We start from the raw sequence: 16,893 nt of genomic DNA, 5'->3' as shown, positions 1-16,893 counted from the left end.
TACAATCAAATTTTTAGGTAAAAAGCAGGAAAATTATTATGCAAATATGACCGTTGATTGGGTCTTAAGCACTTATCCACAAGTGTGAATAGAATAATATATATTGTGGAGAACAAATATTCCTATACAAAATGTGGATAGATAATGTGGATATGTGGATAAGTTCTGTGGATATCTTGTTTGTAATCTGTTTGTAAAGTGGGGATGAATTGTGAATATCTCAATTATCGCAGTTGGAAAACTAAAAGAAAAATACTTAAAACAAGGAATAGACGAATATTTAAAAAGATTAACCGCCTATGCAAAAGTAGAAATCATCGAAGTGCCAGACGAAAAAGCACCGGAAATTCTAAGCGAAACCGAAATGGAACAAGTCAAACAAAAAGAAGGAGAACGAATCCTAGCGAAAATCAGCCAGGATACACATGTGATCGCTCTGGCAATTGAGGGTAAAATGAAAACTTCAGAAGAACTTGCAGATGGATTAGACAAGCTCGCGACATATGGGAAAAGTAAAATTGCATTTGTGATTGGTGGCTCGCTTGGATTAAGCTCGGAAGTTATGCAGCGAGCGAATGAAAGTTTATCCTTTTCGAAGATGACGTTTCCGCATCAGCTGATGAGATTGGTGTTGGTGGAGCAGGTGTATCGGGCGTTTCGGATTATTCGGGGGGAACCGTATCATAAGTAAATGAGGTTTTAGAAAACGGGGGAATTTCATCATTTTATTAATAAAAGTAGTTTAATAGGTGAAGTCCAGTTAGCTTAGTTATATAAATATATCGCAGATAAAGGTAGTTTTTTATTGGGTCATTGTAAAATTTTCTCTGAATAAGAGTTTAAATGGATTTTTAAGTATGTGGTTGACAAAGTAATGAACTACTACTAAAATTAAAAATTATTTAGCAATAATTAATAGAATTTAATCATTAGCAGGCTATGATTGCTATGGATCACACTATAGCAGGAGCAGCTTCTGGAGAGATCGCAAGAATTTTGCGGCGCCGAAGGGTTCACAATCTCAGGCAAAAGGACAGAAGAGTACTGAATATTTATTTTTTGTGCTGATTATATTTAGCATAACAAATATTATTTATTATTCTTTTGGAAAAGAGATTGGATATCCTCCAATCTCTTTTTTTATTGGTTTAACTAAAATATTTAATTAGGGGGAGTCAGGATTGGCACAACAAGAATTAAAGAGGGGTTTATCAAATCGTCATGTTCAACTAATCGCAATTGGCGGCACCATTGGTACGGGATTATTCTTAGGATCCGGTAAAGCCATACAATTGGCAGGCCCTTCTATCATCCTTGCTTATTTAATCGTAGGAATCGCCGTTTTTTTTGTTATGAGGGCGCTTGGAGAACTCCTGTTGTCTAAAGCGGGATATCAATCGATTACAGACATTGCTGAAGACTATCTTGGACCTCGGTTTGCGTTTGTAACCGGATGGACCTATTGGTTTTGTTGGATTATGACTGCTATGGGTGATGTGATAGCAGTAGGTGTTTATGTACAATATTGGTTCCATATTCCGCAATGGATACCAGCGCTCGTCAGTTTGATGATTTTACTGGGACTCAATCTACTAACTGTAAAGATTTTTGGAGAATTGGAGTTTTGGTTTGCTTTAATAAAGGTAATCACGATTCTTGTATTAATTGTCATTGGGATTATATTACTGGTGATGGGATTCAAGACAACTCAAGGCATGGTTACGTTTAAAAATATTTGGGAACATGGGGGACTTTTTCCAAACGGAATCACGGGTTTCTTACTTTCGTTCCAAATGGTTGTATTTGCATTTGTCGGTGTGGAATTAGTAGGTGTATCGGCAGCGGAAACATCCAATCCAGAAAAAAATATTCCATCGGCTATAAATAAAATTCCTTTAAGGATTCTATTTTTCTACGTTGGCGCGCTTATTGTCCTTTTATGTATTAACCCATGGACGGAATTAAATGCAGCAGAAAGTCCTTTTGTTAAAACGTTTAGTTTAGTCGGGGTACCGATTGCAGCAGGAATCATTAATTTTGTCGTATTGACTTCAGCAGCTTCTGCTTGTAATAGCGGAATGTTTTCAACAAGCCGTATCCTATATAGTTTAAGCAATCATAACCAGGGGCCATCTAATTTTGCAAAACTAAATAAAAATCATGTCCCAGGTAACGCGTTATGGATCTCTACGCATGTTCTATCGGTGGGAGCTATTTTGACCAAACTTATTCCGGAACAAGCTTTTGGAATCGTGACAACCATTAGTGCTATTTGTTTTATTTGGGTTTGGGGCGTCATTCTAGTTTGTCATTTAAGATATAAGAAAAAACGTTCAGAATTACAGGCAAAATCAAATTTTAAAGCGCCATTAACACCATTTATTAACTACGTTGTCCTAATCTTGTTTGCCATCATTCTTATTATTATGCTGTTTGCTGAAGCTACACGGTCTGCCCTTTTGTTAACACCTCTATGGTTTATACTATTATTTATTTGGTATTCATATAGGAAGAAAGAAGAAAAAAATATTACATTATCAGCATAGAATCAACCATTAAATTATATCTGAGCCCTTATATATTAATGCTTACGGGATGCAGAACCGTACCATAAGTAAATCAGGTTTTTGAGATAAAAGTAGCAGCACCTCTAATTTGGTGGAGAGGTGCTTACTTCTAAAACTAAAACGAGTCACCTAAAATAAATTAATGAAAGTCTCCTTAAAGTTTTGTGCAGTTTTGGACAAGAATTGATTTTCTATCCATATAAGTGCAGTATCGGATTTAATTTTAGGTATGATTTCCGCATATGATAATGATTCTTTCAGTCCTAATTGCACCGCTATTTTAGGAACAATGGCGATTCCTATCCCTGAATCCGCTAATTTCATTAGTGTTGTTACATCTGGGCTTTCGCAAATAATCTTTGGATTAAATTCGTGGATGTTACATGTCTCAACAAACTTATGAAAAACACTATAATCGCCTTGCCCATGCAGTACCAAAAGAGGATATTTCTCTAATTCTTCAATTGAAATGGTTTTTCCCTTAAAGATATTCCAATTAGCTGGTTGGATGGCTACAAGTGGGTCGGATTGCAACGGATAGATGGAAATGTTATTAACATTTTGGGACTGTAAAGGTAATCTTATAATCCCTAGTTCAATTTCTTTACTTTGCAGAAGATCCTCTACTCTTTGGGAATCTTCCTCAAAAAGTTGAAAAGAAACGTCAGGATACTTTTCTTGGAAAACTTTTAAAACCGGAGGAAGGTAAGGTACACAAGACATAACAGTCCCAATAGATAATTTTCCTCTAATACCTGCTTGCTCCTCCTTTACCTCTGTTACCATTTCATTAATAGAATTTAAAACCTCTTTAGCTCTTTTATAAAAAGTCAGTCCAGCAGGTGTTAATTCAAATGCAAATCCCCCTTTATCGCGTTTAATTAATATGACACCCAATTCTTCCTCTAAAGATTTCAACTGCATACTTAGAGGAGGTTGAGCAATATGTTAGCGCTTCGCAGCACGAGTGATTTGTCCTTCTTCAGCAATTGTAACGAAATAGACAAGCTTTTTTAAGTCCATTATTTTAGCACCTTTTTCAATTATATATTTTATATATATTTACCTATTATTATATATATTTTACATACATTCAAACCTAGCAATAAAATAAATAGGTGAAGATAATGAGCGAAAATTATTTAAGGAGGGAAATATTTATGAAGCCAATTAAAAGTTTTCGGGAGTATGTGCAAATTTTAAAGGAATACAACGAGGTAGTTGCTATTAATCAAGAAGTAGATTGGAATTTAGAAATGAGTGCTATCATTCGTCGCGCTTATGAATTACCTGCTCCAGCACCACTTTTCAAAAGTATTAAAGATAGTACACTCGGCTTTGAAGTGTTAGGAGCACCAGTAGGAATGAGCCCCAATAAGGAACATCCATTTATACGAGTAGCTCTCTCCCTGGGATTACCAATAAATACTCCTGCCCCTGAGTTAGTTGAAGCATGGTCTCATCTTCCCGATGTTACTCCCATTTCACCCCGCTTAGTTACAGATGGTGAGTGTAAGGAAAATAAATTGTTTGATGATGAGATTGACCTTACTAAATTGCCTACACCATATATTCATGTTGGAGATGGAGGACGTTATATTAATACTTACGGTATTCTTATCGTCCGTACACCTGATGGCTCTTGGGTGAACTGGTCCATTTCACGTGTTATGCTCGAGGGACCCCCCCGTACAATGGCTGGTGTTGTTATCGCATCACAGCATCTTGGGAAAATATATAAAGAATGGAAAGCAATCGGTAAGGAGATGCCGTTTGCCCTGTGTCTAGGTGTAGATCCTGGTATTGCGATGATAGCAGGATATCCGCTTCCTGATAATGTGAATGAAGGTGAAATGATAGGAGGATGGTATGGTGAACCAATTGATGTTGTCAAATGCGAGACAAGTGATTTAGAGGTACCTGCTACAAGTCAAGTGAGATTGTGATTGAAGGAACCGCCTCCTTAGAAGAGATGATTCCTGAAGGTCCAATGGGTGAATATGCTGGTTATACATGGGTTGGACATGAAAAACCAGTACCACGCTTTCACGTAACCGCCATGACACATCGAAATAATCCAATCATGCCAGTATGTGCAGCAGGTATTCCACCTGAAGAAAATCACACCAATTGGGGAGTGGCTAATGCAGCAAGCATTCAAAATGAGCTGCGAAAAAAAGGATTACCTATTAAGGAATGCTTTATTCCATTAGAATCAGCTGTGCATTGGCTTGTAGTCACTGTAGATCGTCGTCAACAAAGAGATGATAATGAAGAATTGGCTCATGAAATTGGTAAAACCGTTTTTGCTACTAGAGGTGGTTCTTACGTCCCTAAAGTAATTGTTGTAGATGACGACATTGATCCAAGTGACATTAATCAAGTAGTGTGGGCTTTAGCTACTCGCCATCATCCAGATAAAAGAAAAGCTATGAAGGATCAAAATGTCTTACCTCTTGTTGCTTACCTAGATGCAAAGGAAAAAAGAGGAGGGCAAACAACAAAGATCGTTTATAACTGTTTATTGCCTTTAAAAAAATGGGCTGATAAGAGCCCTCTTGAGGCATCGTTTAGGGGTTACCCCGAAGAATTACGTAATCACATCATTGAAAACTGGGAAAAGTACGGGTATTAATTCCGTTTCATAGAAAAGCATTTATACCTTCATAGGAATTAGAATTTTTTTAGTAAGTGGAAGAAGGGATTTATAAGGATGAAGTTAATTTTAGGAATAACCGGTGCAACAGGAGCCATGTTTGGTGTTCGTCTTTTACAGTTTCTCAAGGATACGAGTATTGAAACACATCTCATTATGTCTTCATGGGCTGCTGTAACCATCCAGGATGAAACTCCTTATACCGCCAAAGAAGTTTCACAGCTGGCAGATTACTCGTACTCAAATAAAGATTTAGCGGCCAAGATTTCCAGTGGTTCATTTCAAGTTGATGGTATGATCATTGCCCCTTGCACAATGAAAACATTAGCTTCCATTCGTGTAGGTCTTGGTGATAATTTAATTACTCGCGCAGCAGATGTCATTTTAAAAGAACGCAAAAAGTTGGTATTGGTGACACGGGAAACACCGCTCAATGATATTCATCTTGAGAATATGTTAGCTTTATCTCGTATGGGAACCGTTATACTCCCTCCAATGCCAGCATTTTATAACCACCCTGAATCGCTAGATGACATAATTAACCATATTGTATTTCGAACACTGGATCAGTTCAACATACATCTGCCGAAGCGGAAGAAAAACGTTGGAATGGTTTTATCAAAAAAGAGAATAGCAATGATCAAGGAAACACTTTTTGATTAAAGAAGTAAATAAGTCTATTGTTCAAGAATTGCTTCTTAACTGAGGACAGTACCACAATAGTGGTAAAGCGTGTAGTGGATGAAATGGTTACTCTGAAAGATTGTGTTAAGTAAATAAAATCAAAATGACCGGAAAAGTGTTCCCCGGTCATTTTTTTTGAGATGCCTTTAAGTTGGTTAAATAGAATGACCGACAAATGTCTGCATTCTTGCAAGAACCCTTTTTTCACCCATTACTTTCATAATATCGTACAAATCAGGTGTAGTAGTTCTGTTAGTTAGAGCTACCCTAATTACCATCGCTACATCACCAACATGCCCTTTGTAATGGTTAGGGTTAGCTTTAAATTGCTTCATATCCTTTGCAAATCCGAGTTTCCCAGCAAGTTCTTTTATTTCATGGAACCAAGCATCCTTTTCATTATTAAACCTATAAGTTTTGCTGAAACCTAGTACAATTTCTTTCGCAACATTAAAACTTACATTTGTAGGTAACTTATAGTCACCCAATACATCCTTTTCAAACCATTCGTCATAAAAGTAAGCAATCATTGGCTTCACATCGGACCACTTTGCATAATCTTTTCTTGGTTTCTTCATTGTTCTTCCTATATCTAGAATGTGTACAGTATATTCCTTATTCTTGTCAATTAAACTATAAAGCTCAGAATCAAATTCCTTTGACCAAGTATATAAATGGTCAAATACTTGCTTACTGGTGAGCTTAGAGATAACATCCTTGCTGATGTCATTTAGTTTATTCATGTCTAATAAAGCACCACTGGCATTCATTTTATCCGTATGGATAAAAAAGTCTCTAAATGATTGATGGGAGTTTGCCATCCTCCATTCTTCAAAGTCAGAGTTGATGAGATTCATGAAGTATTCACTTATAGCCAATCCTGGGTATCCTTGTTCTTTGTAATACTCAGCGGTGCCATCAAGATCCTTCCGTTTACTAAATTTCCGTTTAGAAGCTCCGACTTGCTTCATGATTGGAGCGATATGTCCGTATTCTGGTATTTTAAAACCTAAGGTTTCAAACAACTGAATATGGATAGGCACGGAAGAAAGCCATTCATCGCCTCTAATGACATGGGTTGTACCCATCAGATGATCATCTATGGTATGAGCAAAGTGATAGGTTGGTAAACCATCCGTTTTCATAATAACAATATCTTGGTCATTTTCCGGTAACTCTATCGGACCTTTCACCAAATCATGGTATGTTATTCTCCTATCTGCTGACCCTAAAGATTTAAGTCTAATAACAAACGGTTTGCCATTTAAAATCTCTTCCTTGGCTTGTAGAAAAGAAATATCTCGATGTTTAGCCCACTTGCCATAATAACCTGTTCTTATTTTTAAGTTCTGCTGACGTATTTTTATCTTTTGTAAATCGTCCGCATCACAGAAGCAAGGATAAGCTAATCCATTTCGGACTAAATGCTTAATAAATACCTTATAAATTTGTATTCGTGAGCTTTGTTTATAGGGTCCATAGGTCCCCTTTTCGTCACCTATAAGGAGAGGTCCCTCATCGAAATCAATCCCGAAGTATGACAATGAATGTATAATATTTTCGATGCTGCCTGTTACTTCACGTTTTTTATCTGTGTCTTCAATACGCAGGAAAAAGACTCCATTACTTTGATGGGCTAATCTTTCCGATATTAAAGTTGCGTAAAGCCCACCAATATTCAATAAACCCGTTGGGCTCGGTGCAAAACGTGTTACCATAGCAGATGAAGACAAATTTCTTGGCGGATATAGTGAATAAATATCTGCCGGTAACTGCCTGACATCCGGAAATAACAGTTCTGCCATGTTCTCATTTGACATAATCATATCCCCCTATAGATCAAAATAAAAAAAGCCCTCCATCCTATTAAAGGACGAAAGGCATACTTCCGCGTTACCACCTAAATTGGTTAAAACCCGCTCATAATGCAGCAATTCATTATTCTGCTGCACATTTCTTTAACGGGAAATCCCCGGTAGACTTACTCCAATTTTTCAGTCGACTGCTCCAAGGCTTCTTTCATTAAGCTCGAATACCCATTTTCACCAGCATGGGCTCTCTAAGATTCGAGTGATTAATTACTCTTCCTCTTCATTGCATTTTACAATTGTGGATATAATTAGTGATACGATAATACATTATAACCAAACTGTCAACAATCAAATTTGGACTTTAAGGATGATAGTCTATTAGCTGGCGCCCTTTGCTCGTTAAAGTCGGGACTAACGGGACTAAAAGAAATGAGTGAAGAGAGGAGAACCGTTTTAGAAGTAAATAAGGTTGTTAGATGATCAATAGAAACTACACTTTGTTTTTTTCAATAAAACTTAGAATTTCACGGAGAGATTGATTATGCTTTTCTGTTGTTAACGTCTTAAACAAATCCCCTTTTTCCTCTATCCTTCTCCTTATATTTAAAATAGTAAATTCTGTAGGTTGTATACCTTCTTCTAATTCAGACCAGGTCAGCGGGGTCGCAACGGTTGCATGTCTTTTGGCTCTTGGCGAGTATACGACTGGCATGGTTCTTCCTCTCCATAACTGTAAGTAATCAAAATATAGTTTGTTTCCTCTTTTTGAAACTACTCTTTCAATGGTAATCTGCTTTGGCATTTGTTCTTGAAAATAATTTGCGATAAAGGTAGTAATACTTCTTGTTTGTTCGAATGAATAAATGGGTTCAATTGGTACAAATACTTGAAGCCCTGATGAACCTGATGTTCTTGGTACAGATAGCAGACCGAGGGATTGAAGAAGTTCCTTCAGTTTCAAAGCCACTTCTACTACCAAATGAAAGCTTGTATCATCTGGAGGATCTAAATCAAATACCATTTCCATAGGAAAATCGGGCTTATCATGGCGATCAAACGGAACGTGAAATTCAATTGCACCGTAGTTTGCAGCCCAAACCAGTGTCGCAGTGTCATTTAATAGCATTCGCTCTTTGTTTTTATAGAAAATACGGCTGATCCATTCTGGTGCAGACTCAGGAACCGACCTTTTTTCGATTTTCTTGCCAGCTATTCCATGCGGGTAAAGCCAAACCATTAATAGTCTGTCCTTTGCATGTTCAATCAGATAGTGCGATACATTTATTAAGTAGTGAATAAAGTCGATCTTTGTTATCCCTTGCGTCTCCCAAATCATTTTGTCTGGGTGTGTAATTTCAATCCGTCTGCCATCAACGACAATTTCCTCCACCAGAATGGCCTCCTATTTTTTCTCTATATTTTCATCGATTTGTTAAAACTATGTATTATAAATGCTCTTTTCTTAAACTTTATTGTTTTTGGTGACGAAAACCTTATATCCATCCTTATTTTGGTTAAGAATCCCAATCATCTTAAGAAAAGATGCCCCGAAACCAAGTCTATATTAGGATGGGAAACAATAAATGAAAAACAACAATATATGCAAAAATAGCCTATCTAAAAATTGGAGTGATAAATCTGGAACCTATTTTACCGATGGAGCCGGTTCCTAGTAGTACCATCCCAACGGGAGAGGAATGGATTGCACAAGTGAAATGGGATGGTGTCCGCGTTCTTACCTATGCAGATAATGGCGGAGTACGGCTGTATAATCGCAAAAAAAATGAGCGGACAATGCATTATCCTGAGATTACAAACATTAGTGAATATTGCACCAGTCGTTCTGTCATTTTAGATGGGGAAGTGATTTCTTTAGGTGAAAACGGTAAGCCTTCTTTTCAACGGGTGATGAGGCGAGATGGTTTGAGAAATATGGATCGTATAATGATTGCTGCCGAATCTGTACCGATTATTTATATGATTTTCGACATTGTCTATTTAAATGGAATGTGGATTAATGACAAGCCGTTTCATGAAAGAAATGAGATGTTGTCTCATATCATTACACCTAATAAACATATACAGCTGGTTCCATCAGTAAGCCAAACCCAAGGCTTATTTGACGCAGTTAAGGAACAAGAGATGGAAGGCATTGTGCTAAAAAGGGTGAACTCCCCCTATGCAATTGGGAAGAAAAGGGGAGATTGGCTCAAGGTGAAAAACTTTCAGGATATCATCGCGGTCATTGGGGGCTTTACTCTAAGACATAACACTGTTAATTCCATTTTGCTTGGGTTATATGATTCTGAAAGAAGACTGCATTATGTGGGACACACAGGGACGGGAAAAATGACAGTAAGCGACTGGAGAGAGCTAACGAATGAATTAAAAGAGTTTGTAACCGAGCATCTTCCCTTCCATAAGATACCGCAACGCCATGCGGATGCCGTTTGGGTACGGCCAGAAAAGACAGTAAAGATAAAATTTGCCGAATGGACAGAAGGTGGAGCACTGAGGCAGCCTAGTATTGAGGGATTCATTGAAATTCCACCAGAAGAGTGTTTGTTTGAAAGAGTTTAAAAAAAAGACTAAATGGACTATCCAAGTAAAAGAATATCCCAATGTAAAAAGAAGACAATAAAATGGAAAGGAGGGAAAAATAGATGAAGAGCCAACGAATTCCAGAACATAAACTTAATACTACTACCACCGCAGGACAGGTGATTGAGGAGATGGCAAATAAAGAATCATCGATGCCGAGTCCATCTAGCTCGATTGAAACAAAGGAAACCCATACAAACAAGGCGAAGTAAGTTCTTTCGAAATACCTGAACCCACGCTAATTTTTTGGTTTTATTAGTAAATGAATCATGGACTTTACAAAAAATGTCAATAAAATAACATTATCAAACATAGTTGAAATGGATGATTCATTGGAACAGACTATCTTGGAGCAGCAGGTCATTCAACAGCAGAATAAAACAAAAGAATACAGCTTATTAGGGTTTAATTGTCCTCATCATTAAAGGCTTTCAGCAACTGGGCTGAGGGTCTTTTTACTTTTTCGATATATTTACAAATCTATAAAAATAGATATAATGTTGTTATGGAACCTTCACTAATCTATAAAGCATTATCAAATGAAACGAGACAACAAATTCTATTATGGTTAAAGAATCCAGAAAAATATTTTGATGAAGAGCCTTATTTACAACAAGGGATTAGTTTTCAAGTTGGGGTATGTGTAGGGGAGATTCAATTGAAAACTGGACTGGCACAGTCTGTTATTTCTAGTTATTTATTGACGATGAAAAAGGCTGGATTATTAGAATCCGAACGAATTGGAAAATGGACGTATTATCGTCGAAATGAAAAAACAATACAAGAATTCGCCGAGTACGTTCAAAAGGAATTATAAATAGAGAGGAGGATTTCTTTTTTTTAAACAACACATCTACTTATATAGATATCTGATATTATATGTACATAAAAAGTACGATGCGACTATTTTTTGTCACGTGAAATATTTAGACTTTTAAAATCACTATAAGAATGGAGATTTCATAAATGAAAAAAGTAAGCCCTCTGCTTATTATTATACTGGCATTAGGTGTATTTGGAATTATTACAACAGAAATGAGTATTGTCGGGGTATTACCACAAATAGCGCAAAAATTTGCGATTTCAACTTCACAAGCGGGCTTATTAGTAAGTATATTTGCTCTTGTTGTTGCTATCTCTGGACCATTTTTAATATTACTAGTAACTGGGATAAATCGTAAGCTACTTTTATTAACAGCAATATTTATGTTTGTTATTTCAAATATTATTTATGCTTTTACAACGCATTTTGAGGTTATGCTTATTTTTCGTATTCTTCCTGCAGCGCTTCACCCACTCTTCTTTTCAATAGCGCTTGTAACTGCAGCTTCATTTGTACCGCCAGAGAAAAGCGGTCAAGCAGTTACGAAGGTTTTCATGGGAATTACAGTTGGATTTGCTTTAGGTGTACCATTGACTTCTTATCTTGCAGAACGATTTTCATTAGAAATTGCTTTCTTGTTTGGAGCGATTGTAAATGCTATTGCCTTTATAGGAATATTTATTTTGCTTCCTTCAATGCCCGTTAAAGAAAGAATGACCTTTGGTAAGCAAATTAGTATATTACGTAAACCAGGATTATGGCTAAATATTGCAACGGTAGTGTTTATTTTTGCAGCTATGTTTTCAGTATATAGTTACTTTGCTGAGTACCTTGCAAAAGTAACCTCCATGAATGGCTCTCTCATCAGTGTCATGTTACTAATATTTGGTGTAATTATGATTGTAGGTAATAATTTGTTTGGAGTGTTTTTAAAGAAAAGCATTATAAAAACCATAATATCATTTTTAATTTTGTATTTAATCGTTTATTTGTTGGTATATTATTTAGGCTTTTATTTCGTTCCAATGATTTTTATGGTATTTATTTGGGGAATTGTACATTCCGGTGGATTAATAGTTAGTCAGGCGTGGTTAATAAGTGAGGCAAAAGAAGCTCCTGAATTTGGCAATAGCTTATTCGTCTCGCTCTCAAATCTTGGAATTACTTTAGGAACCTCTATTGGCGGCTTGTTTATTTCGCAATTAGGAATTCACCAACTTATCTGGAGTGGCTTTCTATTCACACTGCTTTCTTTTTTATTGATCATAATAAAAATCAAATTTTTTAAATCTAGTACTCATCCATCGCCATTAAATTAACATTACTTATATCTAAAACTAGAGAAGGTTTATAAAGAAATACTTAAACCTCATTTAGATTTACGACGGAAAATCGAATCGTTAAATAAATGAGGTTTTCGTATATCAGCAAAGCCTATTAATAGTAGAGATTTCCACGTTTTTGTAAAATCCTAGCTAAAAGAATTAAATAGAAACTACAATTTCTTTTCTAACTTCCAGTTTTCTATATACAAGCGCAAGCACCATCGCTGGAATCGTACAAACAATCATTCCAATAAAGGCATATCTTGGCTCAATTTCGTATAAGTAGCCGCCGAAAATCGTAAATACGGCAGTGCTCCAGCTAAGAGCCAATGCTGAATATATTCCTTGTGCTTTCGGAATCTGTGCAGGTGAAATGTTTTTGATTAGGTATTTCATAAAGGCATAATGTCCCATAGCAAATGAGCATGCATGCAAGGTTTGCGCAATACAGAAAATGATTACATTAGGAAAGGCAAATACTAGTATCCAACGTACAGTTGATCCAAGTGCTGCCAGTGCCAGCAAGGAGCCTGCTGAAAACTTATGAAATTTCCGATCTGCTATTGAAAAGAAGATGATTTCTGCGACCACAGCAATATTAATAATGGCACCTATTAAATATTTTGGTGCATGGATTTCTTGTAAAAAGAGATAACCATAATTGTAATAGGAAGCATGTGCTGCTTGCAGTAAGATTACGATAATGAGTACCAAACTAAAGTGTTTGATATGGAATAATTTTAATATACCTCCTTTTTGTATTTTATCTGCTGGTGGCTTTTTAGATAAAATAACAGGTGCACGCATGAAACCAAGACATACTAATACCACTGTACCAAGTAAAAACGCCCATAAAATCACTTTATCTCCAAGCATCCCTGTAAAGACAGATAGAATCATGCCGGCCAAGATGAAACCAATGGATCCCCACTGACGGCTTTTCCCATAATGTCTTAATTCGTTACTTTGTACGAGGACGCCAGCAGCGCTGTCCAAGGTAGGCATCAATGCTGGGTAAAAAAAGTGAAATACTAATGTGACTATAAGTAAGCTGTTAAAGGAACCTGACGGAATATAAAACAAAATAGCAATTAACGTACCAATTCCCGCTCCATTTAATAAGGTTTTACTACTAAATTTCCCTGATAAATATGGGAAGGCAAATAATGTGGAAAGGCCCCTTGCAACTAAGCCAAGGCTCATAATCAAGCTTGCTTGTGGAACCGTAATCCCTTTAGCATGAATAATCCATCCTGTCCAATAAGGCAGAAAAATACCCCATGTCATAAAAAAACTAAAAAATTGCATACTCATCCATCGATGTGTGTTCATTTTATTTCCCTCCATTGTTTGCATGTTATCATGGAGATACGAGAAAATAATATGAGATATCTCATATTTTTGAGGTGGATGATGGAAATCTACAAAGGTGAGAAAAAGCGACTGCAGATGGAGAAGAACTCTATTGCGCATTTATTTTCTTTTCCAGTGGAAGAGTTTATGGAAGTGCACGAGTATCAACGGGATGAATGGATTATCCAAGAAGGCACAAGGACCAACTTTCTATTTTATGTTATTGAAGGAAAGGCAAAAATTTATGTAACACATCAAAATGGGAAGGTTTCTTTAATTAATTTTATCAACGCAAATGATTACATCGGGGAAATGGAATTATTAAATGAGGTGTACTATACGAAAGGAATTCAAGCTTTAACAAAGACCATTTGTTTCGCACTTCCTATTCATCGTTGTCGTACACAATTGATGGAGGATGCAAAATTCTTACGTGAATTAACCAAGTTTTTAAGCATAAAGGCAACACTTATGGCCGCAAAGTATTCACAAAGCCTTGCCTTTCCGCTTGAAAACCGGCTTGCGGATTTTATCTTGCAAACAGCTGATGAAGGAATTTATAAGGAGAAGCACGTAACGGTTTGTGATTATTTAGGCGTATCCTACCGTCACTTATTGCATGTACTAACACAATTTTGTGATAAAGGGTACTTACAGAAGGCAGGACGGTATTATCATATTAAACAATACCACTCTTTATATGAACTTGCAGAGATGTTGAAGAATAGGTAACTGTTTAGGATAGAAGAACGTTCTAATGTTACCAAATGTAGTGGAGGGAACCCTGTTGAAATCAATGTCAAAAAAGAATAAGATACTTATTTTATTATTCATAATAATACTTTTATGTATTGCTGGTCTATTCGATATTAAATATAAAGGCTTTTTCTATCGATTATTACCTAATTCCATTCAATCCTATTTAGCTGATATCTTTTAATTATATGACCTCTTGTCTTTTCTCGAACGATCACACTATTTATTTCACATAAATTATCCTGGACAGTTATAAATTGATTAATAGGTTAACTTGATGGCAGGAAATGGTTAAGTATTCCAGCATAGACTCGCTATCGATAACCCATTGATTTGTACGCAGGATTTCGTAAATGAAAGGGTGTGATAGTAATGAGCAAAGGGAAGAAGCCAATCCGTGGAGAAAAAGAACCTGAACTAACTGGCCGCATTGTTGTTCCTGGTGACAAGGAATATAATGCAGCTCGAAGGGAATTTAACACTTTTTTTAATAAATTTCCTCTGGTCATCGTTTTTGCCCAGAATACTCAAGATGTATCCAATGCGGTGCACTGGGCCCGATACCATGATGTTCCGATTCGTATACGATCAGGCCGTCATAGTTACGAGGGGTTATCAGTGGTTAACGCAGGCATTGTAATCGATGTTAGTGAGATGAACCGGATAGATATTGATCACAAACGCGGAACCGTCACTGTGCAGACTGGCTTAAGGGATATTGTTATATATGAAACTCTTGGATCTGAAGGATTAATGGTACCAGGGGGTCTTTGCCCTACCACCGGCATCGCTGGGCTCACTCTTGGTGGTGGCCAGAGTATTGCAGCCCGTACGCTCGGGCTTTCTTGTGATAGCCTGCTTGAGTTGGAGATGGTCAATGCTAATGGGGAAGTTCTCCATGCCAATGCTGATCACAATGCTGATCTTTATTGGGCATCGCGTGGTGGAGGTGGCGGTAATTTTGGGATCTGTACCTCTTTTCGCTTCCGTACTTATAAGATTGAAACAGTCGCGTATGCTAATATTAGCTGGGATTTGCGGTACCTGAAGCCTGTACTGCGAATTTGGCAGGAATATACAGAGCCCGGAGTTGATGAAAGACTTACACCACTACTTACCATCGCCTCAGGATTACAGTCAACTCTGCTTATGCAGGGGGTGTTCTTTGGTTCGGCCGAAAAACTCCGCAAGTTGTTGCAGCCGCTGCTTATAGTTGGTCCTCCGCAACAGGTGTTCATCGAAGAGATTCCATGGCTTCAAGCGGTGGAACGAATAGCAGCCACCCAGCCAGGATCTCCCGAGCCCTTTAAGAGTGTAGGTCCCTTCGTAGAACGATTGCTCCCAGAGGAAGCAATCGACTTAATATCTAACTTTATTAATGAACCACCAACTTCTTCGGTCTCAGTCTTTTTTCATGGTCTTAACGGAGCTGTCTCTAAAGTATCGAGTAGGGCAACAGCATATTACTATCGCAAGGCTCTTTCAAACATGTCGATATTTGCCACATGGAACAAAAAAGCTGGGGCTGCTTTGGGTATACGTTGGGTAGAGGACTTCTATAAAGCAATGCGCCCATTTACCCGAGGCGTATATGTTAATACCCCTGACTTATCAATTGAAAACTGGCCTAAGGCTTACTATGGAAGTAACTTTGAACGTCTTACTAGGGTTAAGGCTAAATATGATCCAGATAATGTTTTCAATTTTCCTCAGAGCATTCCGCCTGCCCGCTAATAGAGTAAACAATTTTTCTGCTTTTTTGCTGATCTTTCGCCATAAAACTAATCATGTTTACTAGTGTTATACCAGATCCTTAAGTTTATAGAGGTAAAGTAGAAGTAGGACAATGTTCTCCTGCTTCCTTTTTCCGTTGAGTCTGAAGAAGAGAGGCATCACATGTTTCATTGCTTTCCGAAAAGATAAAAGTTAAACTTTCTTGTATATTATGATGTTGAGCAGGTGCGAAAGGATGAATAGTAGGCAGAAGGATTTATTGAAGATTTTGCTCGTTCATGAGGATGGGGCATTACATATAAAGGATTTGGCACGGGAAGTAAATTGTTCGGAGAAAACTGTACGGTTTTTGGTTCCAATCATGTTATATATTTTTTAAATGAAATCTATCGTTTTCAATTAAAACTACCTTACAATGCTCCGGAATAAATTAGAGTAGCATTTAATTGATATTTTACCATTTTTATATTAACCAAATATCACCCAAAATTTATTTTTTGGTAGTATAATGAAAGCGGTATATAATCTTTGTTAAGGAAAAATTCCCAACATTGATTTACGAATTAATCTATCAATCCGGGAA

The 16,893-nt window shown here is 37.0% G+C and carries 16 protein-coding genes, 1 riboswitch and 1 other annotated feature; of the genes, 12 read left to right on the top strand and 4 right to left on the bottom strand.

Annotated features, from left to right (window positions below):
- The first annotated feature begins 211 nt into the window (after positions 1 to 211).
- Together rlmH and NSQ59_RS26955 are read left to right on the top strand one after the other, a co-directional pair.
- Entirely contained in the window at positions 212 to 691 is a 480-nt protein-coding gene (rlmH, locus tag NSQ59_RS26960; protein WP_055741605.1) for a 23S rRNA (pseudouridine(1915)-N(3))-methyltransferase RlmH, read from the top strand.
- A gap of 275 nt (positions 692 to 966) precedes the next feature.
- A riboswitch (glycine riboswitch) is annotated at positions 967 to 1,047 on the top strand.
- 134 nt (positions 1,048 to 1,181) lie between these two features.
- Entirely contained in the window at positions 1,182 to 2,546 is a 1,365-nt protein-coding gene (locus tag NSQ59_RS26955) for an amino acid permease (RefSeq protein ID WP_340833108.1), read from the top strand.
- A gap of 150 nt (positions 2,547 to 2,696) precedes the next feature.
- On the opposite strand, the gene NSQ59_RS26950 is transcribed toward NSQ59_RS26955, so the two are convergent.
- Entirely contained in the window at positions 2,697 to 3,512 is an 816-nt protein-coding gene (locus NSQ59_RS26950; RefSeq protein ID WP_340833206.1) for a LysR family transcriptional regulator, read from the bottom strand.
- A gap of 215 nt (positions 3,513 to 3,727) precedes the next feature.
- Here NSQ59_RS26950 and NSQ59_RS26945 point away from each other — a divergent pair, with 215 nt between their 5' ends.
- The 3 genes from NSQ59_RS26945 (at position 3,728) to NSQ59_RS26935 (ending at position 5,886) form a co-directional block, all read left to right on the top strand.
- Complete coding sequence (locus NSQ59_RS26945) at positions 3,728 to 4,513, top strand: UbiD family decarboxylase (protein WP_340833107.1); 786 nt, start codon at positions 3,728 to 3,730, stop codon at positions 4,511 to 4,513.
- Complete coding sequence (locus NSQ59_RS26940; protein ID WP_340833106.1) at positions 4,510 to 5,202, top strand: UbiD family decarboxylase; 693 nt, start codon at positions 4,510 to 4,512, stop codon at positions 5,200 to 5,202. Before NSQ59_RS26945 ends, NSQ59_RS26940 begins: the two co-directional genes overlap by 4 nt.
- Positions 5,203 to 5,280: 78 nt before the next feature.
- The gene (locus NSQ59_RS26935; RefSeq protein WP_445669225.1) at positions 5,281 to 5,886 is read left to right on the top strand and encodes a UbiX family flavin prenyltransferase; all 606 of its coding nucleotides are present in this window, start codon (positions 5,281 to 5,283) and stop codon (positions 5,884 to 5,886) included.
- A 176-nt stretch (positions 5,887 to 6,062) separates the two neighbouring features.
- On the opposite strand, the gene gltX is transcribed toward NSQ59_RS26935, so the two are convergent.
- The gene (gene gltX / locus NSQ59_RS26930; RefSeq protein WP_340833105.1) at positions 6,063 to 7,727 is read right to left on the bottom strand and encodes a glutamate--tRNA ligase; all 1,665 of its coding nucleotides are present in this window, start codon (positions 7,725 to 7,727) and stop codon (positions 6,063 to 6,065) included.
- A gap of 46 nt (positions 7,728 to 7,773) precedes the next feature.
- Positions 7,774 to 8,011, bottom strand: a binding site (T-box leader).
- Positions 8,012 to 8,208: 197 nt separating this feature from the next.
- The gene (gene ligD, locus NSQ59_RS26925) at positions 8,209 to 9,108 is read right to left on the bottom strand and encodes a non-homologous end-joining DNA ligase (RefSeq protein ID WP_340833104.1); all 900 of its coding nucleotides are present in this window, start codon (positions 9,106 to 9,108) and stop codon (positions 8,209 to 8,211) included.
- 266 nt (positions 9,109 to 9,374) lie between these two features.
- Between ligD (NSQ59_RS26925) and ligD (NSQ59_RS26920) the strand changes: the two genes are divergently transcribed.
- The 4 genes from ligD (NSQ59_RS26920) to NSQ59_RS26905 all read left to right on the top strand — a co-directional run bounded on the left by ligD (NSQ59_RS26920) (position 9,375) and on the right by NSQ59_RS26905 (position 12,461).
- Positions 9,375 to 10,298: a non-homologous end-joining DNA ligase gene (gene ligD, locus NSQ59_RS26920; RefSeq protein ID WP_340833103.1), complete on the top strand. Its 924-nt coding sequence runs from the start codon at positions 9,375 to 9,377 to the stop codon at positions 10,296 to 10,298.
- An 83-nt stretch (positions 10,299 to 10,381) separates the two neighbouring features.
- Entirely contained in the window at positions 10,382 to 10,531 is a 150-nt protein-coding gene (locus tag NSQ59_RS26915; RefSeq protein WP_340833102.1) for a hypothetical protein, read from the top strand.
- A gap of 293 nt (positions 10,532 to 10,824) precedes the next feature.
- On the top strand, positions 10,825 to 11,136 hold the full coding sequence (locus NSQ59_RS26910; protein ID WP_055741885.1) for an ArsR/SmtB family transcription factor: 312 nt from the start codon (positions 10,825 to 10,827) through the stop codon (positions 11,134 to 11,136).
- A 149-nt stretch (positions 11,137 to 11,285) separates the two neighbouring features.
- The gene (locus NSQ59_RS26905) at positions 11,286 to 12,461 is read left to right on the top strand and encodes an MFS transporter (RefSeq protein WP_340833101.1); all 1,176 of its coding nucleotides are present in this window, start codon (positions 11,286 to 11,288) and stop codon (positions 12,459 to 12,461) included.
- A 165-nt stretch (positions 12,462 to 12,626) separates the two neighbouring features.
- On the opposite strand, the gene NSQ59_RS26900 is transcribed toward NSQ59_RS26905, so the two are convergent.
- Positions 12,627 to 13,799, bottom strand: a complete 1,173-nt coding sequence (locus NSQ59_RS26900) for an MFS transporter (protein WP_055741597.1) — start codon at positions 13,797 to 13,799, stop codon at positions 12,627 to 12,629.
- An 81-nt stretch (positions 13,800 to 13,880) separates the two neighbouring features.
- Between NSQ59_RS26900 and yeiL the strand changes: the two genes are divergently transcribed.
- From yeiL to NSQ59_RS26885, 3 genes are all read left to right on the top strand, one after another.
- Entirely contained in the window at positions 13,881 to 14,552 is a 672-nt protein-coding gene (gene yeiL / locus NSQ59_RS26895) for a transcriptional regulator YeiL (protein WP_340833100.1), read from the top strand.
- Positions 14,553 to 14,607: 55 nt separating this feature from the next.
- Complete coding sequence (locus NSQ59_RS26890; protein ID WP_163258604.1) at positions 14,608 to 14,760, top strand: hypothetical protein; 153 nt, start codon at positions 14,608 to 14,610, stop codon at positions 14,758 to 14,760.
- A gap of 188 nt (positions 14,761 to 14,948) precedes the next feature.
- A complete protein-coding gene (locus NSQ59_RS26885) occupies positions 14,949 to 16,310 on the top strand; it encodes an FAD-binding oxidoreductase (protein ID WP_340833099.1) in 1,362 nt (453 codons plus the stop codon).
- Positions 16,311 to 16,893 lie beyond the last annotated feature (583 nt).

The sequence above is a fragment of the Margalitia sp. FSL K6-0131 genome, from assembly GCF_038008735.1.
Classification (GTDB): domain Bacteria; phylum Bacillota; class Bacilli; order Bacillales; family Bacillaceae_C; genus Margalitia; species Margalitia shackletonii.
This window is presented reverse-complemented; position numbering and strand designations above follow the sequence as displayed.